The 274-nt window shown below is 54.7% G+C and carries 1 protein-coding gene; it reads left to right on the top strand.

The features are described 5' to 3' along the window. A partial coding sequence (locus ACLIIZ_RS21170) for a transposase (protein WP_416695700.1) occupies positions 1-274 on the top strand: 274 nt, incomplete at both ends.

Below are 274 nucleotides of genomic sequence, written 5' to 3'. Positions count from 1 at the left end.
CACGCATAGCGGATTTTCTGCCTGGGAAGGCCACAGACAGAGGACGCACGGCAGCGGATAACCGTTTGTTCGTGGAGTCGGTACTCTACATCGCTCGAACAGGCTGCCCTTGGCGGGACATGCCAAAAGAGTTTGGCAACTGGCACTCGGCCTATGTTCGATTCGCCCGCTGGGAGACCAAGGGCGTTTGGGATCAAATAGCTGCTGCGCTTCAAAGAGATGCTGATCTTGAAGAGTTGTTTATCGATGCGACGATTGTTCGTGCCCATCAGCA

This window comes from Azonexus caeni (assembly GCF_048146105.1).
Classification (GTDB): Bacteria; Pseudomonadota; Gammaproteobacteria; order Burkholderiales; family Rhodocyclaceae; genus Azonexus; species Azonexus aromaticus_B.
The sequence above is the reverse complement of the archived record's forward strand: the minus strand, read 5'-3'. Positions and strand labels throughout refer to the sequence as shown.